This is a genomic window from Flavilitoribacter nigricans DSM 23189 = NBRC 102662, assembly GCF_002646595.1.
Lineage (GTDB): Bacteria > Bacteroidota > Bacteroidia > Chitinophagales > Saprospiraceae > Flavilitoribacter > Flavilitoribacter nigricans.
Window position 1 is genome coordinate 223,842 of the sequence record NZ_PDUD01000024.1, and the last position, 25,653, is coordinate 249,494.

Here is a 25,653-nt window from a genome sequence, read left to right on the forward strand (position 1 = left end):
TCGGTACCGGATAATTACGGATAGCTTATTTTTTGCTGTTGTTCAAAATCGTAAAGGGTCAGCGCGCGCACGGTGTAGTGGGTACGCCAGAAATTCCAGAGCGACTGGATATAGTCCCGGCGGGCCTTCACATTTTCCTGCAGCGCGATCCCCAATTCGGTAATGCTGAGGTTGCCCAGTACAAAGCGATCCTGGGCGATCTGGTAGCGGTCCGAAGCGATCTCATCCGCTTCGCGGTTGAGGCTCACCTGTTGCCGGTACATCTCCAGTAAAGTGATCCAGGTGATCAGTCCCTGTTCGACATTCTGCCGGTCCTGTTCCACCTCAAAAATAGTCAACTGCTGATTGGCCAGCGCCTGTTCCCGTTGCCCGGCAGCCCGCCCCCAGTCCACAATGGGCAGGGTAAAGCGGAGAAAAATGCGTTCCTGATCCTGCGGCCGGGTATACACATCATTCAGTCTGCCGCCACTTTTGGAAAGACCAAAGTTGGCAACCAGTTCCGCAGAAAAACCGGTATTCCCTCGCGCCTCGGCGACATCCCGTTCCCCTTCCAGCAGACGGCGTTGAAAAGCCGTGTATTCCGGCCGGTTCTTCATCGCCTCGTCCAGTCCCCTGTCCAAAGATACGGTCAGTTCCGGCAATTCCTCGGGCAGTACCGGCCGGCGGGCCTCAACCGGTGTGCCGCCGAAAAAAGCATTGAGTTGCTGCAGTCCGGTTGCATAATCCTGCTCAGCCACCGCTACCGACTTACGGGCTTTCAGACCTTCCAGTTTGGTTTGCAGCACATCATTGCGGGAGGCCTTTCCCAGGGCTTCTTTTTCGAGTACAATGCGGTAGAGCGTATCGGTATTCGCTTCGTTCGTCCGGGCCATCTGCAGATCGATACTGGCGACCATCAGACTGAAAAAGCGGTCTACGGCATCAATGGCCAGTTCCTCCATATCCGCAGCAAATTGTTGTTGGGATTCCTGGTATTCCAGGGGAGCGATCTTTTTTTGCCAGCGCAGCGCGTTGAACTGGAACAACGGCTGGGAAAATCCGATCTGAATGGGTGCCCCATTGTAGAGGGTCGTATCCTTAATGAAGTCGTCAAACCGCTGTAGATAGGTCCCGATGAAAAGGCTTCCGCCGGTAAACGGCACTTCCTGATTGATCGACAGATCGAGTACCCCGTTATGGTTGGAGACCGATTGGAAATCAACCGATCCGTTCGGCTGCACGATCTCCTGAAAAGTACGGGTAAAACCGGGTAGGGTGCCGCCCAGTACGATCTGGGGTTTGAGGTCCGCCCGGGCATTTCTCCACTCCCAGTAACTGAAGGTCTTGCGGGTAGCTGCCCGCCGGGCAGCGATGGATTGTTGCTGCGCCAGGCGGATAGCGTCCTCTAATGACAGTCGGGTGCCTTCCTGAGCCCGTACGTTCGGACCGCAGCAGGCGATGATGAATAAAAACAACAGGGTGATCTTACAGTGCATTTTATCTTTTTATGGGTTCACCGGAACGTAAATACCGGATGGAACGGACTTATCTGACGTCGACCTTATCCATGTGCTCGTAGCGGCTCATGTCGCTGATGACGATGGTTTCTCCCGCAGCAATATTATTTTCCAGTTCGACGTAATCGGAATTGGCCAGTCCGATCCGGACCATACGTTTTTCGGCCACACCGTTGCGCATTACAAATAGCGCCTGCTCGTTGCGTCCTTTGAAAGCCGGACCGTTCGCCACCCGGATCACCTGCGGTTTGGTGGCCGTGATGATGAAGAGCTCCACGCGCATATTGGGGCGCAGGGCAGCATGATCGGGTTCATCCAGCTGGATATCAAAACTGATCAGGTTGTTTTCCACGGTGGGCCGGATATTAGTGATCCGGCCGCTGATGGTTTCCGCTTCACTCAGCCGGATGTTTACTGCCTGGCCCGGACTGATCCGTTCGGCGTAAACGTCCGATAGCGTACCGGTCACTTTGTAGCTGCCCAGATCGGCGATGCGGGCCAGGGTTTCTCCTTCGCTGACGGTGGATCCAATATTTTCGTTGGCCCAGGTCAGTACTCCCGGACGCGATGCCACCACTTCGGCCCGCTTCAGCTTTTCTTCCATTTCCTGAATACTGTTGCGCTGAATATTTGCCTGGATCTCCAGTTCCTTTACCTCCGTACTGGTAGACTGCCGCCGAATGAGCAGGTCATTCTCCAGTTGTTTCTTCTCCAGCCGGGCGATCTTGAGGCGCAATACCGCTTCGTCTACTCCTTCGTCCGTGCCACCTCCGATCTGTTTCAGGCGCTTTGCACTTTCCACCGCAGCTTCCAGGCTGTAAATCTCCAGGGCTTTGATGGAGTCTTTGATCTCGAGGTCAAACTGATCTTTGGCAAGGGCAAAACGGAGTTTATCAATCCGGTTCTCCTGGAGATCCAGTTCCTGCTTCTGCTTATCAAAATTGAGTAGGAAAAAAGATTTGTCCAGCAGGAGGATCGGATCGCCGGGTTCTACCTGCCGGCCGACTTCAATGAGTACTTCCCGGATGTCTGCCTGGATGGGGCTGGTCACCACCTGCTCGTAGGCAGGGATCACCTCCCCCATCGCGCTCAGCGTATTGCTGATCGGTCCGGTTTCGGCCACCGCTACCCGCAGACGATCCTGGTCTACCTTTCCCCCCAGCATTTTGCGCAATCCCCAAATACCAGCCACCACTACGATCAGGGCCAGGCCGATCTGCCAAAGTCGCCTGTACGTTCGTTGTCGCTGAATTCTTTCTTCTACCGGACGATCCATATACTCAATGTTTTTGTTCGATTTTCACCTATACTAATCCAAGCAGCGTGCCAAAACATAAAGCAATGAAAATCAGGTATTTAAATTAAACCAATCATCACGAAAGCGTTTGATTCCGAACGGATTGTCCGATATCGGACGATGGATTTAAACTACGAAGAGGCGCCTATCGTACGGGAAATGGATCGGCAGGTAAGAATGGAATTGGAAAATGCTAAGCCCTACACCAATGCGGAATTTAATGTAGGAGTGGTAAAGCTCGTTAAGCAGGGAGTAAAAATGGTTAAACCGTATACTTTTCCAGGCGCTCCGGGTGGATCTTTCCGACCAGACCGGGCTCCGGCCAAAGACCGGCCAGAGGCAGCACTCCGCCGACCCGATGCTGAATCGGAGGCTGCACGATATCTTCCGCCAGCAGCAACTCTCCCAGTGCACCTTCCGTATTGCTCAGCGCTCCGTCCACCAGACTACCCAGCAAAGCGGCCGCAGCGGTGAGTATACTGGTTTCTCCGAAATGGGCACCCAACTGACAGGGGATGCCGTTCTCCCGGGCCAGCCGGTAGATTTCCAGGCTGGACTGGATACCTCCCAGTTTAGAGATCTTTAGATTAAAATGATTGCATATCTTTTCTGCGGCCAGTCGACGGGCCCCAGCCAGATCAAGCAGGGATTCATCGGCCATGATCTGGGCATCTTTACCGTACAGGCGAGTGAGTATTTGCAGACTTTTCAGGTCTTCCGGCGGGGTGGGTTGTTCGAAAGAATGGATGTTGAGCGCCAGTAATTCGGGAATAAACTGCCTGGCTTGATCGAGATCCCAGGCACCGTTCACATCGAAGCGAATGGGCATGTCCTCTCCGAAAAAATTCCGCAACAGATCTATCTTGGCGATAGTATCCGGCTGGTCGGTGCCTACTTTGAGCTTTATGGCCGCAGGTTGCAATCGTTGCAACAGGGGCAGCAATTTTTCCATACTTTTCAGGGAAAGAAAAGGCAGGATGAGGCTGTATTGCAGAGAACCGCTGTAAGAGATACCCAGCAACTCCCGCAGGCTTTTGCTTTCGCTGCGGCTCCAGGCATCCAGCCAGGCCAGTTCGAGGGCGCAACGGGTACTCGGGCCAATGCCGCGCGCCGCCCAAGCTTGCAGGCGGAGGTGTAGCGCTTCCAAAGATTCGATGGGAGTCCGGAGCAGTTCCTCCTCCAGTATTCCTATTTCCCGGGCCACGTCTTCCATACTTTCCCCGGTAACGTAAGTGCGGGGACAGGATTCGCCAAAGCCGGAAACGCCGGAGCGGGTCCGGATCTCTACGATCGCCGACCGGGAACTGGACGTACCGCTATTGTTGGATTGTTCAAAGCGGAAGTTAAGCGGGATCTGAATAGCCCGAAAACGCACAGACGCAATTTCCACAAAAATGCTTTTAGAAAGTAACGGCCAAGATGGCCCAAATTTGTCTACCGGAAGGATTGCGCCAGCAGGGTACTATTCCGTATATTTGATCATTCCGCAATCCTTTACCAGGCATTGTGTTTGTTGCGCCGGTATTCGTAAATGACGCCACACAGGAAAGATAGGCAAATAAATAGTTTCATAGGTATTGGGTTTTGGTTATCAGGTCTTTCTATACGACTACATTGTTCTTAAATCAATTCTCAAAAAGAAAAAATTGTTCCTTCCCAAGTGTTAAATGATGATGATCAGAATATTTTTTTCCATCCCCGCTTTATTCTTCTTTTTTACCGTCAGTGCGCAGGTTGATCCGGAGCGCATCACTATCGCCCGCGACGAGTGGGGCGTACCGCATATTTTCGCGCCTACGGATGCCGAAGTTGCCTACGGTTTTGCCTGGGCTACGGCCGAAGACGACTTCCGAACCATCCAGGAACAACTCCTTCCGGTCCGAAACCTGGCCGGACTGGTTATGGGAAAACAGGGGGCATTTATGGATGTCGCCGTACACCTGATGGACAGTAAGGAGATCGTGGAAGAACGTTTCGAAAGCGACCTCAGTCCGGAATTCCGGGAGGTGCTGGCCGGCTACGCCGCCGGGATCAATGCCTACGCCGCAGCGCATCCCCAGGAAGTACTACACAAAAAACTCTTTCCCGTTCATCCGAAGGAGATCATCGAGATCTACATTCTCGGGATGAGTCTGATGTCCGGGATCGACCGCGACCTCGGTGCAATACTGCAGGAACGGCTCCCGGTGATCACGTCGGAAGAAGGTCGCGGATCCAATGCTTTCGCCATCAGTCGCCAAAAAACCAGGGACGGCAAAACCTATCTCGCTATTAATTCGCACCAGCCGATGGAAGGTATGAACTCCTGGTACGAGGCCCACCTGTGCAGCGAAGAAGGCTGGAATATTCTCGGTGCTACCTTCCCCGGCGGGGTCAGTATCTTTTTGGGAGCCAATCCCTATCTGGGCTGGGCTCATACCGTTAATCACGGCGACCTTGCGGATGTCTACCAACTCACGATGCATCCGGAAAACGAAGATCAGTACCGCTTCGACGGGGAATGGCTTAGCCTGGAGCCCTACCATACCAAAGCCCGCATCAAACTACTGGGACTGATCCCGGTGGGAGCGAAACAAAAATTCTACAAAAGCAAATACGGCGTCACCTTTAAGACCGGCCAGGGCGTTTTCGCACTGCGTTTCCCCGCCAATCGTGACATCCGGGCCGCCGAACAGTGGTACCGCATGAATAAGGCTACCGACTGGGAAAGTTTCCGCGCCGCCCTGAATATGCAGGCCATCATCAGCACCAATATTGTATACGCCGATCGGGACGACCACATCTTTTACGTGAGCAACGGTCGCTTCCCGGTGAGAGACCCAAAGTATAACTGGCGCGGAGTGCTGCCCGGAGATACTTCCGCTACCCTCTGGGCCGACAATTACTACCCGCTGGATAGCCTGGCGCAGGTGCTCGACCCGGCGGCCGGCTATGTTTACAATTGTAACCATTCCCCGTTCCTTTCTACCGCTCCGGAGGAAAATCCCCGCCCGGATCAGGTGCCCGCCACGATGGGCTACCGGCCCGCTGAGGTTCAGACCAATCGCGGGGTGCGCTTCGCTGAGTTGATCGAACAGTATGACCAACTCGATTACGAGGATTTTAAAAAGATTAAATACGATGTCAGTTATACCAGCCCGCTCGAGGCGTATCCGCGTCTGGAACCGATCTTCCACCTCGCTGCCGAAAAATACCCGGATATCCGGGCCGAGATCGACCTGCTCCACAACTGGGACCGGGCCGCTACACTGGAGAGCCACGCCGCTTCCCTTTTTATCGTTTCGCTGAAATATCTGCAACAACACCCACAGTTGCGGGGTGAAAGCAGCCTGCGCACGGGCCCGGAACTGGATGAGGCCAAGCTGGTAGAAGCCATACGCCATTCCCGGGATTATTTTCAGGAGCATTTCGGGAGTCGTACCGTTCCGCTGGCTCAATTGCAGCGGCACTCGCGCGGTGACGTTTCCCTACCGATGCCGGGAGCGCCGGATGTGCTCGGCGCCATTTACAGTCAAACCCAAAAGAACGGAGTGATCCGCCCCTTCGTTGGAGAGTCCTACATTCAACTAGCTCGCTTTTCCGAACAGGGGGTGGAACTGGAAACCGTCAACGCTTTCGGAGCCTCGTCTAAAGCCGGCAGCACACACTACACCGACCAGATGCCGCTCTTTACCCAACAACAGCTCAAAACCATGACCCTGGATAAAGAAAAGATCCTGGCCGAAGCCAAACGGATCTATCATCCGCAGTGATTGCAGGTACTTTTTCCGTTCCGGCATTGGCAATAATAAAAAACTTTTGCAGGCCCCTGCCTACCCTGCCGAAATGCGGCTTTTCGGACCGGTAAAATATGCTATCACAGATCTCATTTTCTACCCAATAAGGTTTTTTGGAAGTAGCCTGTAAAAGGCTATCATTTTGCCGAAAAATTAAACACAAAACTTTGCTAATCAATTATATTACGCATTATTCAAACCATGGGATAAAAAACCAACTCTTCCGGCTAAACGGTGTTTAATAAGAGAGCTCAAAGATATCTTTATTACAAATTGAACACCATCATATGAAAACGATCCCCAACATTCCCGATATCGACAAAGACCGGGTGGTCATTGTCGGTGGCGGTTTTGCCGGGCTCAAACTTGCCCGTAAGTTGAGCAAGGACAATTTTCAGGTTGTCCTCTTCGACAAGCATAACTACCACCAGTTCCAGCCCTTATTTTATCAGGTAGCTACCGCCGGCCTCGAGCCCAGTGCCATCGCCTTCCCGTTGCGCAAGATCTTTCAGTCCACCAAGGACCTGCACGTTCGGATCGGTAATGTGGACCGCGTCGAGCCGGAGGATAAAATGATCTACACCAATCTGGGCAGTCTTTCCTACGATTATCTGGTACTAGCGATCGGTGCGGACACCAATTACTTCGGCAACGAGCAGATCCGGCAGCACGCCATACCCATGAAATCGCTGCCCGAAGCCCTTTCCCTGCGCAATACCTTACTGGCCAATTATGAGGCGGCACTCAACGAGCAGGACCCGGAAGTGGTACAGGGTCTGCTGAACGTAGTGATCGTCGGAGCGGGACCGACCGGTGTTGAGCTGGCCGGAGCGATCGCAGAAATGCGCAAATTCGTTCTCCCGAAGGACTATCCCGAACTCGACTTCAGCCAGATGAAAGTCTTCCTGCTGGAAGGCGCCCCCAATGTACTTCCCGGATATTCGGACGAAGCGTCGGACAAATCCAGGGAATACCTGAAAGAACTGGGCGTAGACGTTCGTCTCGATACGATGGTGGTGGATTACGACGGGGAAACCGTTCAACTCAAGGATGGCTCCAGCCTCAGTTCCCACAATGTGATCTGGGCGGCGGGGGTAAAAGCGAACGAGATCCCCGGTCTGCCGGACGATGCCTACGGTAAGGCCCGCCGACTGGTAGTAGACCGGAACAACCGGGTAAGGGGACAAAAATATATTTTCTGCCTCGGTGACCAGGCTTATATGGAAACCGAAAAATATCCTAAAGGACATCCGCAGGTAGCTCAGGTAGCGCTGCAACAGGCGGACCTGCTGGCCACTAATTTACCCAAACTGGATCGTGGAGAAAGTGGAAAAGAGTTTGAATACAAGGATAAGGGTTCCCTCGCCACCATCGGACGGAACCGGGCCGTAGCGGACCTGCCGGGATTCAAGTTCCAGGGCTTCTTTGCCTGGATTCTCTGGCTGTTCGTCCACCTGATGGCCCTGGTCGGCGCGCGCAACCGGGTACTGGTATTTATCAACTGGGCGTGGAGTTATTTCACCTTTGACAAATCTTTCCGCCTCCTGATCAATCCGAAGCCTAAAGAAAGACCTTCGCTGAAGCAGGAAACCGAGACCGAACCGGTATCATAAAGATTTCAAGGCGGTTGACACCTCATCAATCCCATCCATTTTCGGCAAACGGTTAGCGGCCAGACACCGTCAACCGTTTGCCCTCAACCACCGTCGACCGTCAACCCTCGACCCTCGACCGTCAACCATCCACCGTCCCCCCCTAAATCGCCTCCAACTCATCAATAACAATCCTCATTTCCCGTAATTTTTTTCCATAAAAAGTATTTACCCAGGTCTTGAGCCACCAACGGGAGAACAGTATCGCTACCGCAATGGCCGCAGCCAGATAGCCTATCATCACCGGCCGCAACCAAAAGGTCCAGTCTATCCGGCCAATGACCCGGTACTGCCCCAAAAGGGCACCGCCGATGGCAACCAGCGGGATGAAGATAAGGATACCGTAACGATAATTTTGCATAAACCTTTCCAGCAGACTGCTCACCGCTCGTAAGTACTCCAGGGTACTGTGTTCGGGTTTGATCCGGTTGATCATTCCCATCTCCACTTCGTATTTCCAGATCATCAGTCCGGTAAAAATAACCAGTCCGCCCGCCCAGAGGAAGTGTTGAAAAGCCAACAGGAGCAGACACCCGATAGCCGCTGCGATCAGAAAAGTACGATGTTCACGGCGGGCCGTTCTTTTGATCCGCTCCACGAGATTGAGCGAGCGGTCTCCGACCAGCTCCTTCGCGGCGACAAAGGAGGGCAATTCCGGTTCCTCCGTAGCCGACTGTTGCCAGATGGCCTGTAGATCAAACTTTTCCATGTAGCTGTTTTTTTAATTTTTCTTTAATCCGATTGATCTTAACCCCCACATTGCTCACACTGATGCCCAGGATCTGCGACATTTCTTCGTAACTCTTTTCTTCCAGGTACAACAGGATCAGGGCCCGATCTACCTCCTTTAACTGCCGGATCTGCCGGTACAATAATTCCAGTTGCCGTTGTTGGGGATCTTCCACCGGGCGGGGTGGCACCGATAGGTTCTCCACTGCCGGTCCCAATTCCTTGGGATCCTGCCTTTTTTTGCGCACCAGCGAAAGGCAAACATTCAGACTAACCCGGTAGATCCAGGTAGAGAGTTTTGCCTGCTGCCGGAAATTGTCTTTCGACTTCCACAACTGCAGGCAGACTTCCTGGAAGTAGTCCTGAAAATCCACTTCGTTATCGGTATAGGCCCGGCAGATCCGGGCGATGATCGCCCGGTTATTTTCAATGTATTCCTGATAGAATTCTGCCGACATTGCTGTTTATTCAATATTTCCGAAATGGATCCTTTACTGCGGAGTAATCTGCCCGCTCCTAAGATGGCTAACCAGCTTTTCCATCCGTTGCTGCAACACATTGCGGTATACCCGGTGCTCCGCCGGACTGCCCATCAGGTTCTCGTAGAAGCTCAGGTGCATTTGTCCGTCAGTGGTGCGCTCTACCCGCAGATAGGCCTGTAGCCGGTGATAGGGTGCTTCATCCGGAGTAGCGCCCCAGACTACTTTCAACTGACTGAGGTGGACGACCGGGCTCCCCGGGTATTTGAAGAGACAGCTTTGACCGTCCTCTTCCAACAGTTCCAGGTTAAAGGTGTCGATCAGATCCTCTATTAATGCGAACCAGCGATCAGCGCCATCGGCTAAAGGTACGGACTGCTCTACTTTGACTTCGGGAGCAAACAGATTTTTTACTTGTTCGAATACGGTGTTAATTGTCATGATACTTTGTTTTTGCTTAGTTAGTGCTCACCGTCGGGACTTTCTTACACTTTTGGAAAAGTTTTTTATAATTTGTTGGGAAGAAGCAAGAACGTGGACACATGAAGTCATCGCTACTTTCTCCGATAATGTCAATCCTTATCCCGGCTGCCGGCTGTCTGTACGACGGGGAGCCTGGCGTCTTCCGCCACCGTACGGAGCAGAAAAGCTCATCGAACAATAACGATCATCAGCGGGATTATTCCATCTTTTTCCCTAACCGCTTGCAGCGAAGCGGATTCCGTTACCACTTTCCCGTCCCTTAAGACCGTTCCCTTTTTACACATTATTGATCCTACCGGCCCCGCTCAAAAATCATCCCGGAACTAGATTATCACTGTATTGCCATGACCTCTTACCTGCAAAAACGAACACTTTATCCGCCACTGATCAAAACCCAGCCGCCGGATGACCTCGGTATGGTACTGGTAATACCGGCTTACGACGAACCCGAACTCATCGACAGTCTGGAAGGGCTCCGTCATTGCCAGGCTCCGGCCCAGACCGTAGAAGTTATTGTGATCATCAATCATTCTGAAAAGGAAAAACCGGAAGTAAAGCAAAGGAACTACCGCTGTTTTGAACAGGCTATGAGCTGGAGCCGGACCCTACGATCCGATTGGCTGCATTTTCATATTCTGTACTGCCCGGAATTGCCGGAAAAACACGCAGGAGTGGGTATGGCGCGCAAGATCGGGATGGATGAAGCCTGCCGTCGACTGGAAGCGGCGGGAAATCCCGACGGACTGATCGTCTGTTTTGATGCCGATAGCCGGTGCGACTCCAATTTCTTGCGGCAGATCGAGCGGTACTTTCAACGTTATTCCAGGACCCAGGCGGCCAGTATCTATTTTGAACATCCGCTGAAAGGAGAAGATTTTAACGCCGCAACCTACCGGGCGATCACCCTCTATGAGCTCCATTTGCGCTACTTCATAAATGCCCAGGCCTGGGCGGGATTGCCTTACGCCTACCAGACCATCGGTTCCAGTATGGCCGTCCGCTGCCGTTCCTATCAGAAGCAGGGGGGCATGAACCGTCGCAAGGCCGGAGAAGATTTTTATTTCCTGCACAAATTTACCATGCTCGAAGAATTCGGCGTGATCAACAGTACGCGGGTTATCCCGTCACCGCGACCGTCACACCGGGTACCGTTCGGTACGGGTCGAGCGATCGGCCAGTTGCTGGCCAATCAGCTGGAAGCGGACACTTATGCTCCCGCCGGCTTTGTCATGCTGCGACAGCTGGTCCGCCAGGTACCACAACTGTTCCAGGCCGACTTTTCGATCAATATCGCCCCGCCCCTGGCTACATTTCTGCAATCCGTAAATTTCGAGGAGCGATTATCCGAGATGCGCACCCACACCAGTAGTCCAAACGCCTTTTACAAGCGGTTCTTTCGCTGGTTTGATGCTTTTATGCTGATGAAATATGTCCATTTCATCCGGGACCACCACCGGGCCAATGTACCGGTTAAAGAGGCCGCAAGCTGGCTGACGGAAGTTTCCGGATTCAGTACCGGAACGGACCCAACGGTCAAAGACCTGCTCCAGTTGTGGCGGAGTATTGATCGAAGCGAGGATTGAGCCTGTAGTCGCAAGCAATTAAATATTTTTGAATACCGGACATCCACCGCGGTACTTTTTGGCTTTTTTCCGCGCCCGCAATCGCACGCGCTTCCGCTTCTTCTTTTTTCGCTGTTGCAGGCTATTTCGGCTGGATTCGGATCGAACACTTACCGTACTCGCTGAAGTCTCTACCGCCTGAGGCGTTGTTACCGTAGCTTGCACAAGCTGTTGCTGCGGAGGAGGTGCCACGTTTTGCTGTGGAGGCATTGCCGCCGGTTCGGGATGATATCCGACAAGAATGGTCTGTGCCGTAGCCGGCACGCGATTGGCGGTACTGAGATCGACCTGCTGCTGATCAATTTGCTGGAGTACTTCGGTCAGGTCAATCCCTTCGTTCTTTTTTTCCCGCTCCATGCAGGGACAGTAGCCTCGCTGGGAGAAAATGGATAGCGGAATGAGAAGCAGAAAAAGGAAGGTGGCAGTTTTCATACGGGGAGTTTTTTTAAAATGACAGGAGGTGCGCTCCAAAGTTGCATATCCTCAAATTCTAACTACCTGATTTATAGTATTTAACATTTTTTCTTTAGATCCGGGAACTAAAAGCGGATTGCACTTGTATGCTTATCGTACCGTTTCCGGTACTTCATTTACATATCTTTTTACCTGTTCAATCCGAATCGTCATGATTTCATTTGCCTGATACTTTGTTGGCAATACCGCTACACTCCGGCTGACCAATAGCCGTTTTTATTTTTAACCTGGGGCTTTTCAAGCTCTATCCCTGCCTGCATAGTATCGCTGTTTTCTTCCCATTTCTCATTCTTTTTTTGCACCTCTAAAGTTTTTCTATGCGAAATATAACTTATCACGTGGCCACCAGCCTCGATCACTATATTGCCCACGAAGACGGTTCGGCCGGTGGATTTTTACCAGAAGGAGATCACGTCGCAGCCTATCTGGCACATCTGCAGGATTACGACACGGTTATCATGGGGCGGCGCACTTACGAATTTGGCTACGACTTCGGACTGGAACCGGGCCGACCGGCCTACCCCCACATGCAACACTACATTTTTTCCAAAAGCCTGCAACTGCCCGATCTTTCCGATCAGGTAGAAGTGATCGCCGAACAGCCCCTGGATCTGATCCGTTCGCTAAAAGACGGAACGGGTACGGACATTTACCTGTGTGGTGGCGGCGAGTTTGCCGGTTGGTTGCTGGACGAGGGACTGCTCGATAAACTACGGATCAAATTGAATCCCGTAGTTTTTGGCAAGGGGATCCCCTTGTTCGGTAGCAGTCAGCGGGCCATCAATCTAATCCTTACCGACACGACCGTTTATCATTCGGGCGTGCTCCTGCTGGATTACGATGTTCGCTATACCTAAGGAAATTCGGGACAATTGCCCTCAGCAGCCGATAGCGAATCTGGCGGATTTACTGTAGCTTTATATACTGACCGAAGCGGTTTGGGAATCCCGACGGTGACCAGCGCGTCAGGACCAAGCCACTTCGGGTCAAGTTTAGATGCTTCTCGGTTCTTATACCGCGGAGCCCATTCACCCAAAGATCTTCGGCCCTCCGTGGATCAAACAGAACTAAAATCCGACTGCCATGAAACACCTCTTTCTGCTTTTGTGCACCCTGAGTTTACTAACTGCTGTACAGGCCCAGCCTTACGGAATTACCGGACTGGCCATTGATCCTGCTGCACCCAACGAGCAGGATTCCGTACGGGCCCTGGTCGCTACCATTTTCTCTACCCAGCAGAACCTCTTTGCTGTTGAAGACACGCTGATCAATGACACCGTTTATCTGGACCTGCATTTCTGTGGCGGTACCCTACCGGCAATCGATGTGCGGGAAGATACAGTCCAACTCGGCGTTTTTCCGGTAGGCGACTACCAACTCGTTTGCACCGTTTCCGAATACGTCGTGGCCATAGATGAAGAAGGCATGCTGGCTGATACCTGCGCCCTGGATACCCTTTACCGGGATACCCTGGCGTTTCGCGTTGATCTCCTGGATGCAGTCGAACGATTGGTCCCTCCCGGCTTCCGGCTGGCGCCCAATCCCGCTGCCGATCATTTTCGTCTCAGTCTGGATACGCCGCTGCGTTCCGTTCGCTTGTGGTCTGCTGGCGGTCGGGCGGTGCACGAATGGCGGCAATTATCCGGCTCGCAGCACTATCTGGACCTGCCGGATCTTCCCCAGGGAATCTATTATCTCGAAATGCAGTTTTTCAACCGAAAGCCGTTTTGGGAACGCCTGATCATTCGCTAAGGGTACTTTCCCTGCCTGAAACCGCGGATCATTTAACCTTCTATAGTTGCAAGCTCGCCTGGATGTCAACTTTATCCTTCCTATATTTGTAATGTATCTTTAGAAAATCTTTGAAGATCACTTAATAAAGGAAAAACCACCGATCATGATTAGACCTCTATGGCGCTATGGGCTCGTACTGCTGGTACTGACCATTGCTAGCGGGCTTTTTGCCCAACAACCTAAGAAGTGGACTTCTGCCGATATCCACGAAGCCATTAAAAAATTAAATTTTCTGGGTTCGGCACTTTATGTGGCCGCCCACCCGGACGACGAAAATACCCGCCTGATCGCCTATCTCTCTAATGGAGTAAAAGCGGAAACGGCATACCTCTCCATGACCCGGGGCGACGGTGGCCAGAACCTGGTCGGTCCCGAGATCCGCGAATACCTGGGGATCATCCGGACGCAGGAGTTGCTGGGTGCCCGCCGCTTGGATGGCGGTCAGCAGATGTTTACCCGCGCTAACGATTTTGGTTTTTCCAAACACCCGGACGAAACGCTGGAGATCTGGAACAAAGATGAAGTGCTGTCCGATGTGGTCTGGGCCATTCGCAAATGGCAACCCGATGTAATCATTAACCGCTTCTGGCACGAATACGAAGAACGCCTCGCCGGCCGCATGCACGGTCACCATACCGCTTCGGCCATGCTTTCCGTGAAGGCCTTTGATCTGGCCGCCGATGCCTCCAAGTTCCCGGAACAATTGAAATACGTTGATACCTGGCAACCCCGAAGATTATTTTTCAACACTTCCTGGTGGTTTTACGGCAGTGAGGAAGCCTTCAAAAAAGTGGATAAATCCGATATGCTCACGGTGGATGTCGGTGTCTACTATCCCATCAAGGGAAAATCCAATACTGAGATTGCCGCCGAAAGCCGGAGCATGCACAAAAGCCAGGGTTTTGGTTCCAGCGGCTCGCGGGGAAGCGCCGACGAATACATCAAATTGCTGAAAGGCGACATGCCGAATGGAGATCACATTTTCGACGGTATCAATACCACCTGGACCCGGGTGGAAGGCGGTGAACCGATCGGACACATCCTGGGTGCCGTGGAAAATACTTTCCGCTACGATGAGCCCCACAAAAGTCTGACCGGCCTGATCAACGCCTACAAACTGATCAAAAGATTACCGGACGGCTACTGGAAACGTATCAAGCAGGCCGAGATCGAAGAAGTGATCGCTGCCTGTATGGCCCTCTACGCCGAAGCGGTTAGCAACGACTATTCCGCTACCCGTGGTCAGGACATCACCCTGGATATCGAGCTGATCAACCGCTCGGCGGCAGATGTTTCGCTCCAGTCATTGGAGATCCTGCCCTTTGGTATCGATACGACTTTTGATCAGCAACTGGAAAACAATAAAGCGCTCACCTACGAGAAAAGCGTTGAACTGCCCAAAGATTTTGACCTCACCAATCCGTACTGGCTGAATGAGAAATCCGAACTGGGCATGTATACGGTCAAAGCTCAGGAACTACGTGGCCTGCCCGAAACACCCCGTGAACTAAAAGTCCGGTTTAACCTGCTCGTTCAGGGCGAACCGATGAGTATCGAACGGGATGTGGTGTACAAACGGACCGACCCGGTAGACGGAGAAGTATACCGCCCCTTTGAGATCACCCCACCCGTTTACGCCAATATCGACAACTCGGTATACGTTTTCGCCGGCACCTCTCCCAAACCGGTAACGGTGCGACTGAAAGCCGGAAAGGCGGACCTCAAAGGCACGCTGGAACTCTGCCACGAAGAAGGTTGGCGGGCGGAACCGGAAACAGTGGACTTTGAACTGACCCAGAAAGGAGAAGAACAGACCTTCACTTTCACCTTATTCCCACCGGAAGAGCAAAGTGAGGCCATGATCGTACCGCTGGTGAAGATCGGTGAAGAATCTTATACCCAGGCGATCAAGCTGATCGACTACGACCACATTCCAACCCAAACCGTATTTGCGGACGCCAGCGTCAAAGTAGTAAAGATCGATATCCACAAAGCCGGTAGCCGGGTCGGATACTACATGGGAGCCGGCGATGAGATCCCCGCCAGTCTGGAAGAGATCGGCTACGAAGTTACTTTGCTGGACGACCGGGATATGACGCCTTCCAACCTGCAGACCTTCGATGCGATCATCATGGGAGTGCGGGCCTACAACACCCAGGATCGCCTGAAATTCCACCAGGAGAAATTACTGGATTACGTCAAGAACGGTGGCACCATGATCGTACAGTACAATACCAGCGGCCGGCTGAAAATCCCGGAAGAGCAACTGGCCCCCTATCCGCTGGAGATCTCCCGAGATCGGGTTACCGTGGAAGAAGCCAATGTGCGTTTCCTGGAACCGGAGCACCCGGTACTCAACTACCCGAATGAGATCACGGCCAAGGATTTTGACGGCTGGGTCCAGGAGCGGGGCCTTTATTTCCCCAACAAATGGGATGAGGCTTTCACACCAGTACTCTCCAGTAACGATCCGGGAGAAGATCCCAGGGACGGAGGCCTGCTGGTTGCGAAATACGGTGAAGGCTACTATATCTATACCGGCTATTCCTGGTTCCGGGAGTTGCCGGCCGGGGTTCCCGGAGCATTCCGGCTGTTCGCCAACATGATCTCTATCGGAAAAGAAGTGCGGCCCTAAGCGGATCGACAAGCAGGAGATCAGAAAGACCTTCCCGAAAAGATTTTGGGGAGGTCTTTTTTTATGCAGGCCGAAATCCTTACGCCATCCGGGCAGTTGTAACGGGTATTCCCCTTAGGCCGGCAAAAAGTCCCAAGTTAAAAAATGTTTTTTATTTTAATTTTTAAAACTTTTTGTAAATTTGCCAAATCAGACTTTGTCGACAAGTATTGATACCAACTCCGACCCAAAGGTTCCGATCTTTGGCAATGGGAGCGTTTATCCACACCGGTGTGCTGGAAGTGAGGGTGGGTTATTATCCCTCCCTATTCCCCTCGGTCCATCGGGTAACTGTTAGAGACTGTTTGAAAACTTCTGCTGCCGGAGAAAAACCCGGATTTTGCAGTCAATTGAAAGCTATTTTTTACTGCATAGCCCAGCTACGGAGTTAAAAATAGGTGCAAAGTGGGGGCCCGTACGGGTAACCCAGTGAGAGGTTTTCAAACAGTCTCTTAAAATGAGCTTCCTCCGAAATCGCCGATCCGCTTATTGACCGGTTGTGGGGAGAGACTCGGACAAGCATCATGCAAAAAACGGCAAGTCATGGCACTGCGAACGTCTTTCCCACCCTGCGGCTCCGATTATCTGGGCGGCTCTAGCGATGGGTACGAATACCGTACCACCTTTGCCGGTTCTTCCCTGCAGACCAGTTACGACATGATCCGGCAGTTTTTGCAGGAGGAAGGTTACGGAGAGATTCCCGTACCCAAAGATGCCGATGAGCTATTGTTGTTTCGCCTGCATACCCGCAATCGTCAGATCCTGCTTTTTGAAGACAATGGCTATGTCCACAATCCCATCAAGATCCTTTTTCCCATCGACCGGCGAAAACGCAGTACGCTTATACTGCACCTCTACAACGAGTTGGACCCACAACATTTATTGAAATTTCATCGAATAGAAGTTGGGCAAAAAAACGGTTCCCCGGTCCTGAAATAATCCCGGAAACTACCCACAAAACATCATTTCACCCTGATTTACAAGCATCTACTTCCGTCCCGTCGGCGAACATCTGCCATAGTTTTATTTGTTTTAAAAATAAAAAATGCCCTGCAAACTTTGGTTTCGAACTTTCTCTTTACTCCTGATTTCGCTTCTTGCTACCTCCATTTTACCCGGTCAGACCGAAAAGATCAATTTGTTTACGGATTGCGATTGTGACCAGAATTATATTCGACAAGCGCTTCCCTACGTCAATCACGTGCGGGATCAGGGACTATCCGATGTACAACTTTTCGTTTATGATATCCGCCTGGGTAGTGGCGGGCGTTCTTATACCCTGAGTTTTAAAGGGCGCAATGATTTTCAGGATCTGGATCAGGAATTACTTTACGAAACCGGTCCTACCGCTACGAATGACGATGTGCGTAAAGGACTGGCCCGTAAGATCGCAGTCGGATTACTTCCTTACCTGGTACAAACGGATATGGTCGATCTGATCCAATATTCCGTGCAGAGTGAAGAAGAGGAAACAGCGGATGCAATCACCCCAACGGATGATCCCTGGAACAACTGGATATTCGAAATCCGGGGAGAAGGAGAGATCAATAAGGAGACCAGCCGTTCGGGTATAGATCTCGAATTTGGTTTTGAGGGAGACCGCGTTACCGACGACTGGCGTATCCGAACGGATGCTGAAATGAATTACGCACAAAGCGAATTCCGCGGAGAGAATGAAGAATTTTTGAGTAAACGGCAAAGGCATTACATTCGGGCAAGTGTGGTGCACAGTTTGGGAAATCACTGGTCAGCCGGAGTCTTTAGTGGTATTCAGCATAATACCTACAATAATCTGAACTATGCTTATTTCTTACATCCGGCTATTGAATATAATATTTATCCCTACCGGGAAGTACTTCGCCGGGAGATCGTATTTGCTTACCGGATCGGCTTTTTTCAAAATGACTATATTCAAACCACGATCTTCGACCAGAACCGGGAATTTATTCCCAATCACACCCTAAATGTCCAAACCCGCTTTCGGCAGCCCTGGGGAGATATTTACGCCAATCTGGAATTATCTACTTTTCTCCAGGATTTTTCTAAGAATCGCGTTGAATTTTACAGCAGGGTATCCGTACGGGTCTTTAAAGGGCTGGCGGTCCAATTTTCCGCCAATCTGGACCTGATCCGCGATCAGATCAACCTTCCGGCCGGAGAGGCATCCATCGAAGATATATTATTGCGTCAGCGCCAGATCGCCACCAGTTTTGAACTCTACACGGGTGTAGGGCTGAGTTACACTTTCGGTTCCGCCTTCAATAATATTGTAAATACCAGATTGTAGGTTCTAAATGCGCTCCCCCTCGATCACGGCACTCAGGCCGCGGTCGACCAGCGCTTCCTTTTTCGGCTGTAGGACATTGCGGGGGGCCGTTTTGACGGTCGCTTTCCCCTTGAGGTGAATGAGCAAGGCCAGTTGTTCGGCCTGTTGGTTGGTGTGTTGGAGGATCTCCATGAAACATTCGATCACCCAATCAAAGGAATTGTGGTCATCGTTGTATACTAATAGATGAGCTACTTCGCCGGAACCGGTATCCACTTCATCTTCAACCAGAACATCCTCTTCGGGTTGTTCGGAAAAATGACCGAACCGGCTAAAGTCTATCTGCTGAAAGTGGGTGGACAACCGAATAGGATCAACGTAATAGGGTGTTCTATTAAATTGATTTTCCGATCCATTCTCGATAAATTTATTCACTCCCACTATTCAATTTGTTTTCTGATCTGATCTAAATAGAGCGCATTGATATTGCGGTCTGATGCATCCGGCAAGATCGCATAACACGATCTTTCTTCGGGTACTTTTATTACATCAAAATTAGGCATTTCTACAACCTTATCCAATACCCCGGCGTAAAGTGGCCGGTGTAAGTCGCAGATTATGAAATCCTGCCGGGAGATGTTTTTGGCCGATCCCCCAGATAATAACAGATTATTACAAGATCTCATAGGTGTGACCAAATGGAATGGCTAAACTCTGATAACAGACAAAATTCCGTTCGGGTTCGGAATTTTCTCACTTTCTACTCCGGACGCATGGAAAGAATTGACGAAATTTGTCCTTCTTCCATTCAGAACACACCTAAAACAAACAAATGAAAAATAAGTATTCACTACCCTTATACGGTCTGATCATTGGCCTGATCTGGTCTTCCTGTACCACTACTACCCAGATCGACGTACTCCAGCCCGCGGCTTTTTCCGTTCCCGGCAATATTGAACGCATCGTTACCATCGACCGCAGTAAACCCAGCAAAGGATTCCTGAATTTTCTGGAAGGCGTGGTAACCGGTGAAGGGCTGGGCCAGGATAAACGCGGCCGCGAAAATGCGCTGCGGGGGGTAACCGATGCACTGACCCGAACGCCCCGTTTTGAAGTACGCTCCAGTGCGGTGGAACTGACCGGCAGCAAATCCGGAGATCGCATGATCGAGCCCCTGCCCTGGTCGGAAGTGCGCATGATCGCCGACCAGTACGATGTGGATGCCGTACTCGCCATCGAAAAATACGATACCGATCAAAGCAGCTCTACCCGCAGTCGCCAGGTGACGCGCAAAAAGGACGGTCAGGAATATACCGAAACGGTGTATGATTCCAAGATCGATATGCGGGTGCACATCGGCTGGCGGCTCTACGATACGGACCGGCAGGTGATCATCGATGAATTTGAAGTGACCGAGGGTGGTAATGATTCCGCTACCGGCTCCTCCGAAGAGGAAGCGCTGCGCCGCCTCACCAATCAATCGGATATGGCCCGGGACATCAGTTTTGAAGCGGGGACATTATACGGCATGCGGATCGCTCCGGTTTGGGTGTCCGTTAACCGGCAATTCTACACCAAAGCCAAAGGGTCAGATAAAGAACCCATGCAACGGGCCGCACGTTACGCCAAAGCCAACCAGTGGGAGTCGGCCGCCGAGATCTGGCGCGAACTGATCGAAAAGGGCCGAGATGCTAAAACCGCCGGAAAAGCGGCCCACAATATGGCCGTAGCCTCCGAAAGAGCCGGACATCTGGATTCCGCTCTCGATTGGGCCAACAAAGCTTACCTGGAATTCGGGAACAAAAGCTCCCGGGAGTACGGCCGGCAGCTGCAATGGCGCATTGAAGATGCCAAACGCGTGGAGGAACAAATGAAGTAAAACACGATGGTATCGCATCGGCATAGCCGCACCGGATCTGGAGACGCGCTCGATTTAATTTTTATTATTTTCGCCCGATCTTGAAAACTGCTAATTAATTTAAGTTGCGATACTTGAATTGAAGAGAGTAGATGGTAGAGCGTAGAGAGACTGCAACCGTTAAAATGAGCGATTTTGTTCCATTTTAACGATAGGCCCCCCCTCTACCCTCTACTCTATTCCCTCTACCTAAGTTGCATCGCAACTTAGACTAATTAATCATCAGATCCGGCAAAGTCATGACGCCAATCCAACGCTCGTACGTCGAACTCCACATTGCGGTATTCCTGTTCGGGTTTACCGCTATTCTGGGGGACCTGATCAGCCTGCCGGCACTGAGTCTGGTTTGGTGGCGGGTATTTTTTACCACCCTGAGTTTTCCTTTTATCGTACCGGTGATCCGGCTGTTCCGGACTACCCCCACCAAAACGCTGCTCAAGTTCATGGGGATCGGGTTGATCGTGGCCCTGCACTGGGTCTGCTTTTTCGGGGCCATCAAGTTATCCAACCCATCCATCGTACTGGTCTGCATGGCTACGACCTCTTTTTTCACTTCACTGGTGGAACCGATTTTCTCCAAAAAGAAGATCAAGACCTACGAGATCGTTCTGGGATTAATGATCGTTCCCGGCATGATCCTGATCGTGAACGGGGCGGAAGTAGGCATGCTGCTAGGGATTGGGATCGGATTAACGGCGGCACTTCTGGCCGCTTTTTTTGCTACGCTGAACAAACTGCTCGTAGGTAAGTTGGACGAAAAAAGTGTCAGTTTCCTGGAATTGGGCTCGGCCTGGCTATTCCTTTCTCTGGTCATTCCGGTGTACTACTGGTTCTCGGAAGAGGGGCGGTCGCTGGACTTCTGGCCCCAAAGTACGGATTGGCTCTATCTGACCATCCTGGCACTCTTGTGTACCACCCTGGCTTACGTACTGGCGCTGCGTTCGCTGCGTCATCTTACCGCCTTTGCCTCTAATCTGACGGTAAATCTCGAACCGGTTTACGGCATCGTCCTGGCCTTTTTACTATTGGACGACAAGCAGGAACTCGACCCGGGATTTTACTGGGGAGCGCTGGTCATTTTACTCGCTGTGTTCTCCTACCCGGTAATGCGAAGATGGAACAAACGCAAACAGAACTCAACCTTATAGTGTCAAATTTGTAGGATATAAGTTCGAGCTCCCGGAGAATGTCCGGAGACTTTAAAACATTCATAACCACCGACATGCTAAAAACGGACCACCAATCTTCTCTGGCTTATGCCCGTGCATTGGACGAAAAAGACCAACTGGCGGAGTTCAGATCAGCTTACCACATCCCTGCGCATGGGGGTAATCCGGCGATCTACCTCTGCGGCAATTCGCTAGGGCTTCAACCGAAAGCCACGGCCGGAGCGCTGGAAGAAGAACTCAGGCAATGGCAGGAAAAAGCCGTGGAAGGCTGGTTCGAGGGAGATCGCCCCTGGCTATCGTACCATAAATACCTGCAGGCACCGCTGAGCGGGGTAGTCGGGGCGGAAACGGAGGAGGTAATCGTCATGAATACCCTTACGGTCAATCTGCATCTGCTGATGGTGAGCTTTTACCGCCCTACTTCCCGGAGATACAAGATCATTATGGAGGCCGGTGCCTTTCCTTCCGATCAGTACGCGCTGGCCAGTCAGGTTCGTTTTCACGGATACGATCCGCAGGAAGCCATCGTGGAGGTCCAGCCGCGGGCAGGAGAGATCCACCTGCGGACAGAAGATATTCTGCAAACCATCGATCAAAACGGAGCAGAAACGGCGCTGGTGCTTTTCGGAGGTGTCAATTATTACACCGGTCAGTATTTCGATTTGCCGGCCATTACCGAAGCGGCCCATCGCGCCGGGGCTTATGCAGGTTTTGACCTCGCCCACGCGGCGGGTAACGTCCCGATGCAGCTGCACGACTGGAAGGTAGATTTTGCGGTATGGTGCAGTTATAAATACCTCAATTCGGGACCGGGTGGTCCCAGCGGAGCCTTCATTCACGCCCGGCACGGAAATGATCCGGATCTCCCGCGATTTGCCGGCTGGTGGGGACAAAAAGAGGAGGAACGCTTTTTGATGCAGAAAACCTTCCACCCGATTCCCGGAGCTGCCGGCTGGCAGATCAGTACCGTGCCGATCATGAGCATGGCACCGCACCGGATAAGCCTGGAACTTTTCGATCGGGCGGGTATGGACCGCCTGCACGCCAAAAGTGAGTTGCTGACCGATTACCTCAGTTGGCAACTGGACCGGCTCAACCGGCAGGAACACCGCTTTCAGATCCTGACCCCGTCGGAATTGTCCGCCAGAGGCAGCCAGCTATCGATCTACCTGGAAAAAGAAGGAAAGAACCTGTTTGACCACCTCAGCCGCCACGGAGTGATCTGTGACTGGCGCGAAGACAATCTTTTCCATTCGGGCGGAGGCGTTATCCGGGTAGCGCCGACGGCTATGTACAACACCTTTGAAGAAATTTATCAGTTCACAAATTTGCTGGAACAGTATTATACCCCAAAATCCTGAACCAATGACTAACACCCTGATTATCTTTGCCAGCTCCCGGGAGCAGGGCAATACCCGAAAAATAGCGGAAGCCGTGCGGATGAAGTCCGGCGCCGATTTTCTGAACATCAGCGATCTGAACATCAGTGCCTACGATTATGAGCACCGCAACCGTCACGATGATTTCATTCCGACGTTTGAAAAAATCGCCGGGTACCAGAATTTTATTTTCATTACTCCCGTATACTGGTACAGTATGGCCGGCCCCATGAAGATCTTCTTTGATCGCATGACCGATCTGATGACGATCCGCAAAGATCTGGGCCGAAGCCTCGCGGGAAAAAGTATGGCGGCCATTTGCTGCAGTTCGGACGAAGAAGCCTACCCCGGTTTTTTTATGCCCTTTGCCCGTACGGCGGACTATCTGGATATGCATTACCGGGGTGATTGCCATACCTGGATCGAAGGGGGAGAGATCCCGGCTATCGTTCTCCAACAATTGGATCAACTCATCGCCAACGTCAAAGTTGGTGTCACAATCTAAATTTGTCTATGGGATATCAGAGTAGAAAACGTAATTATAAAAGTAGACGCGAGCGAAACGCCATTGCCGGCAAGCGGTTCCGAACGGTACTGATCTTTGCGGGCATTGCACTGTTCATTATTATTCTCAAGAACCGGGTGGCCATCTGGGATTGGTTCCGCCTGTTATTCTATTGATCTAACCGGTAAGTCCAGGCTGCCCGTATTGCTCGTAACCTGCGCTAATCCCGGACTTCTTCCCTTACCGGAGCTGCCAAAAGCAGGCTCGGGGCTAAAAATGTTTAGGAAATATCGCTAAAAGCCAACTTGGATCACTCCGGGAAGGTTTTAGCACTAAAAGTGCGGCCAAACGGACCGGAGCCCACTGCGGCAACCACCGAACGTGCCGGCTTTTCCGATTAATTTTCGTTCCTAAACACACAAAGCCCTGCTACCATGCTTTTCACGCTATTGTTTATCGCTTATATCCTGGCCACCATCGGGGTGGTTCTCAATTTATTGATCTCGGGTGCACGCCCCACCAAGACCATGGCCTGGCTGCTGGTGGTGATCGTGCTGCCGGTATTAGGTATCATTCTTTATCTGGTATTTGGTGTAAACCGTCGCAAATACAAATTCTACAAGATCAAGGAGGCCCAGAAAGTAAAAAAATACCTGAGCCGGGTAGATGGTTTTTACGAAGATCATTTTACGGAACAGGCCATTCTACCGGAAAATCGCGACATCTACCGCAAGACGCCCGAACTGATCTCCAAAAACTGCCGCTTTCTTCCTTACCCGGATAACAAAGCCAAGATCCTACGCAACGGACCGGCTACCTTCGACGCTATTTTCGACGCGCTGGAAAAGGCGGAAACATTTATCCACATCCAGTACTATATCTTCGAGGAAGGAGAGCTTACCGACCGCATGATGAAGATCTTTAAGGAAAAAGCCAAAGCGGGAGTTGAGATCCGCCTGCTGTACGACGGGGTGGGCAGCCAGTTTCTCAGCAATAAGTACACTAATCAATTGCAGGAACTGGGTGGCAATCACAGCTGTTTCCTGCCGATCGCCAATATGCGTCCCACTTCTACCCTCAATTACCGCAATCACCGGAAGATCATTATTGTGGACGGTAAGATCGGCTTCACCGGAGGCATCAATGTAACGGATAAATACATTCGTTCGGATGCGGGGCCGCTGGGGATCTGGCACGATATGCACCTGCAACTGGAAGGTCCGATCGTCAACAGCCTGCAGGCGGTATTTGTGACCGACTGGAATTTTGCTACGGAGCGGGAAGAGAACGGTGATCTGTTAAAGGATAAATACTTCCCTAAATCCGAACCTAAGGGTGACGCCGTTGCTCAGATCGTGGCCAGTGGCCCGGACTCGGATTTTTCGAGCATCCGCCAGGAATACTTTTCGCTGATCACCCAGGCCGATGATTACGTCTATATTACCAATTCCTACGTGATCCCGGGAGAAGCCATTCTGACGGCCCTCCAGACAGCCGCGCTCAGCGGGGTGGACGTCCGCCTGATCATACCGGAAACTTCGGACAGTGTAGTCGTGAAATGGGGCGTGCGTTCCTACTTCGAAGAAATGCTGCGCGCCGGGGTCCGGATCTACCTTTATAAAGATAATTTTCTCCACAGCAAGACCCTCGTGGCCGACGATGAAGTGATCTCCATAGGTACTGCCAACTTCGACCTGCGAAGCTTCGAACAAAACTTTGAGGTCAATGCCCTGGTCTACAACGAATCACTGGCAAAAGAGTTAAAATCCTACTTCATGGAAGACATTGAAAACTGTGAAGAATTAAAGCTGGAAGAATTTAAAGAACGCCCGGTCGGCGATAAGATCAAAGAAGGGATCGCGAAGATTTTTAGCCCCATCCTCTAGTCGGCTTTAACACTTTTTCTCTGTTGATCCATCGAACACGGCATTTACGAAATG

22 protein-coding genes are annotated in these 25,653 nt (G+C 51.6%); 14 read left to right on the top strand and 8 right to left on the bottom strand.

Annotated features, from left to right (window positions below; genetic code table 11):
• Positions 1 to 14: 14 nt before the first annotated feature.
• The 3 genes from CRP01_RS20130 to CRP01_RS20140 all read right to left on the bottom strand — a co-directional run bounded on the left by CRP01_RS20130 (position 15) and on the right by CRP01_RS20140 (position 4,183).
• Positions 15 to 1,475 carry a TolC family protein gene (locus CRP01_RS20130; RefSeq protein WP_099151887.1) on the bottom strand — a complete coding sequence of 487 codons (1,461 nt, stop codon included), beginning with the start codon at positions 1,473 to 1,475 and terminating at the stop codon, positions 15 to 17.
• A 49-nt stretch (positions 1,476 to 1,524) separates the two neighbouring features.
• Positions 1,525 to 2,772 carry an efflux RND transporter periplasmic adaptor subunit gene (locus CRP01_RS20135; RefSeq protein ID WP_099151888.1) on the bottom strand — a complete coding sequence of 416 codons (1,248 nt, stop codon included), beginning with the start codon at positions 2,770 to 2,772 and terminating at the stop codon, positions 1,525 to 1,527.
• A 283-nt stretch (positions 2,773 to 3,055) separates the two neighbouring features.
• Positions 3,056 to 4,183: a mandelate racemase/muconate lactonizing enzyme family protein gene (locus CRP01_RS20140; RefSeq protein ID WP_143473464.1), complete on the bottom strand. Its 1,128-nt coding sequence runs from the start codon at positions 4,181 to 4,183 to the stop codon at positions 3,056 to 3,058.
• Positions 4,184 to 4,466: 283 nt separating this feature from the next.
• Between CRP01_RS20140 and CRP01_RS20145 the strand changes: the two genes are divergently transcribed.
• Together CRP01_RS20145 and CRP01_RS20150 are read left to right on the top strand one after the other, a co-directional pair.
• Positions 4,467 to 6,545: a penicillin acylase family protein gene (locus tag CRP01_RS20145; RefSeq protein WP_170110464.1), complete on the top strand. Its 2,079-nt coding sequence runs from the start codon at positions 4,467 to 4,469 to the stop codon at positions 6,543 to 6,545.
• Between the two features lie 311 nt (positions 6,546 to 6,856).
• Positions 6,857 to 8,182 (top strand): NAD(P)/FAD-dependent oxidoreductase, encoded by a 1,326-nt coding sequence (locus CRP01_RS20150; protein WP_099151891.1) that lies wholly within the window; start codon positions 6,857 to 6,859, stop codon positions 8,180 to 8,182.
• A 142-nt stretch (positions 8,183 to 8,324) separates the two neighbouring features.
• Here the strand turns inward: CRP01_RS20150 and CRP01_RS20155 are convergent, their stop codons facing one another.
• Genes CRP01_RS20155 through CRP01_RS20165 form a run of 3 tightly spaced genes read right to left on the bottom strand, consistent with a single transcriptional unit; the run spans position 8,325 to position 9,870 of the window.
• On the bottom strand, positions 8,325 to 8,930 hold the full coding sequence (locus CRP01_RS20155) for a hypothetical protein (RefSeq protein ID WP_099151892.1): 606 nt from the start codon (positions 8,928 to 8,930) through the stop codon (positions 8,325 to 8,327).
• Positions 8,917 to 9,408, bottom strand: a complete 492-nt coding sequence (locus tag CRP01_RS20160; RefSeq protein WP_099151893.1) for an RNA polymerase sigma factor — start codon at positions 9,406 to 9,408, stop codon at positions 8,917 to 8,919. Before CRP01_RS20160 ends, CRP01_RS20155 begins: the two co-directional genes overlap by 14 nt.
• Before the next feature lie 33 nt (positions 9,409 to 9,441).
• Positions 9,442 to 9,870, bottom strand: a complete 429-nt coding sequence (locus CRP01_RS20165; protein WP_099151894.1) for a hypothetical protein — start codon at positions 9,868 to 9,870, stop codon at positions 9,442 to 9,444.
• A gap of 386 nt (positions 9,871 to 10,256) precedes the next feature.
• On the opposite strand from CRP01_RS20165, the gene CRP01_RS20170 reads away from it, so the two are divergent.
• Positions 10,257 to 11,495 carry a glycosyltransferase gene (locus CRP01_RS20170; RefSeq protein ID WP_099151895.1) on the top strand — a complete coding sequence of 413 codons (1,239 nt, stop codon included), beginning with the start codon at positions 10,257 to 10,259 and terminating at the stop codon, positions 11,493 to 11,495.
• Between the two features lie 18 nt (positions 11,496 to 11,513).
• On the opposite strand, the gene CRP01_RS20175 is transcribed toward CRP01_RS20170, so the two are convergent.
• On the bottom strand, positions 11,514 to 11,966 hold the full coding sequence (locus CRP01_RS20175) for a hypothetical protein (protein ID WP_099151896.1): 453 nt from the start codon (positions 11,964 to 11,966) through the stop codon (positions 11,514 to 11,516).
• Positions 11,967 to 12,325: 359 nt separating this feature from the next.
• On the opposite strand from CRP01_RS20175, the gene CRP01_RS20180 reads away from it, so the two are divergent.
• From CRP01_RS20180 to CRP01_RS20200, 5 genes are all read left to right on the top strand, one after another.
• Positions 12,326 to 12,865 carry a dihydrofolate reductase family protein gene (locus CRP01_RS20180; RefSeq protein WP_099151897.1) on the top strand — a complete coding sequence of 180 codons (540 nt, stop codon included), beginning with the start codon at positions 12,326 to 12,328 and terminating at the stop codon, positions 12,863 to 12,865.
• Positions 12,866 to 13,091: 226 nt separating this feature from the next.
• Positions 13,092 to 13,760 (top strand): T9SS type A sorting domain-containing protein, encoded by a 669-nt coding sequence (locus CRP01_RS20185; protein WP_099151898.1) that lies wholly within the window; start codon positions 13,092 to 13,094, stop codon positions 13,758 to 13,760.
• A gap of 145 nt (positions 13,761 to 13,905) precedes the next feature.
• Positions 13,906 to 16,437, top strand: coding sequence for a PIG-L family deacetylase (locus CRP01_RS20190; protein ID WP_099151899.1), 2,532 nt, complete (start codon positions 13,906 to 13,908; stop codon positions 16,435 to 16,437).
• A gap of 582 nt (positions 16,438 to 17,019) precedes the next feature.
• The gene (locus tag CRP01_RS20195; protein ID WP_099151900.1) at positions 17,020 to 17,415 is read left to right on the top strand and encodes a hypothetical protein; all 396 of its coding nucleotides are present in this window, start codon (positions 17,020 to 17,022) and stop codon (positions 17,413 to 17,415) included.
• Between the two features lie 106 nt (positions 17,416 to 17,521).
• Entirely contained in the window at positions 17,522 to 18,763 is a 1,242-nt protein-coding gene (locus tag CRP01_RS20200) for a DUF481 domain-containing protein (RefSeq protein WP_099151901.1), read from the top strand.
• A 3-nt stretch (positions 18,764 to 18,766) separates the two neighbouring features.
• Here CRP01_RS20200 and CRP01_RS20205 read toward each other — a convergent pair whose 3' ends face one another.
• Entirely contained in the window at positions 18,767 to 19,177 is a 411-nt protein-coding gene (locus tag CRP01_RS20205) for an ATP-dependent Clp protease adaptor ClpS (RefSeq protein WP_233752720.1), read from the bottom strand.
• 397 nt (positions 19,178 to 19,574) lie between these two features.
• Between CRP01_RS20205 and CRP01_RS20210 the strand changes: the two genes are divergently transcribed.
• The 6 genes from CRP01_RS20210 to cls all read left to right on the top strand — a co-directional run bounded on the left by CRP01_RS20210 (position 19,575) and on the right by cls (position 25,599).
• Positions 19,575 to 20,621, top strand: a complete 1,047-nt coding sequence (locus CRP01_RS20210; protein WP_099151902.1) for a DUF6340 family protein — start codon at positions 19,575 to 19,577, stop codon at positions 20,619 to 20,621.
• 278 nt (positions 20,622 to 20,899) lie between these two features.
• Positions 20,900 to 21,808, top strand: a complete 909-nt coding sequence (locus tag CRP01_RS20215; protein ID WP_099151903.1) for a DMT family transporter — start codon at positions 20,900 to 20,902, stop codon at positions 21,806 to 21,808.
• A gap of 74 nt (positions 21,809 to 21,882) precedes the next feature.
• Positions 21,883 to 23,190: a kynureninase gene (gene kynU, locus CRP01_RS20220; RefSeq protein ID WP_099151904.1), complete on the top strand. Its 1,308-nt coding sequence runs from the start codon at positions 21,883 to 21,885 to the stop codon at positions 23,188 to 23,190.
• 4 nt (positions 23,191 to 23,194) lie between these two features.
• Entirely contained in the window at positions 23,195 to 23,713 is a 519-nt protein-coding gene (locus CRP01_RS20225; RefSeq protein WP_099151905.1) for a flavodoxin family protein, read from the top strand.
• 8 nt (positions 23,714 to 23,721) lie between these two features.
• Complete coding sequence (locus tag CRP01_RS42375) at positions 23,722 to 23,889, top strand: hypothetical protein (RefSeq protein ID WP_170110465.1); 168 nt, start codon at positions 23,722 to 23,724, stop codon at positions 23,887 to 23,889.
• Between the two features lie 258 nt (positions 23,890 to 24,147).
• A complete protein-coding gene (cls, locus tag CRP01_RS20230; RefSeq protein ID WP_099151906.1) occupies positions 24,148 to 25,599 on the top strand; it encodes a cardiolipin synthase in 1,452 nt (483 codons plus the stop codon).
• Positions 25,600 to 25,653 lie beyond the last annotated feature (54 nt).